The sequence below is a fragment of the Alkalibacterium psychrotolerans genome (assembly GCF_054784355.1).
Genome location: NZ_BAAGPH010000055.1, coordinates 1 through 626 on the forward strand (window position 1 = coordinate 1; position 626 = coordinate 626).

1 pseudogene is annotated in these 626 nt (G+C 38.3%); it reads left to right on the forward strand.

Annotated elements, in window-relative coordinates:
• Positions 1-146: 146 nt before the first annotated feature.
• Positions 147-626 (forward strand): annotated as a pseudogene (locus ACYVLS_RS08845) (IS4 family transposase); the annotation flags it as partial.

The window sequence follows — 626 nt, forward strand, 5'->3', positions numbered from 1 at the left end:
TAACTCAAGTTTTGCAGTTGAATATCCAGGTTTAACCCTTGCGGTTATTGAAACTTCTTATAAATAATTATCAAAAAACACACAAAAAGACACCTCTCTTTGGTAAAATGTAGTCACCACAACAACATTCAAAGGAGAGATGTCTTATGACTAATATTTTACCAGAAAAATCAGAAAATCACGAGGTTGAATCGACCGTTTCCCACTTTTTTAAAGAATTCAAAATTGGAACACTCTTGAACCGAGCGAATGTAAAAAAAACTCGCGGTGTTAGTCCTGTGGTACTCTTTCAGTTCTTGTTTACTCTAGTCTTCACCTCAAAATCTGGAAACCAGGCTATCCTTTCTTCAAAAGCACCTGAAGAAATTAGTGTTTACACTGTAAACCGGTTCATGAATGCCAAAACCTTTAACTGGCGGAAATTTCTGATTCTATTGAGCGAGTCAATCATTGTGAAACGCCTGCTTTCCTTAGTGGAAAGCGATTCTGAACGTGTCTTAATCATTGACGATTCCACATACAGTCGGAACCGCAGCAAAAAAGTCGAGCTTTTAGCAAAAGTGTATGACCATTCAACCGGAACCTTTATGCGAGGGTTTCGTATGCTTACTTTGGGTTGGTCAGAC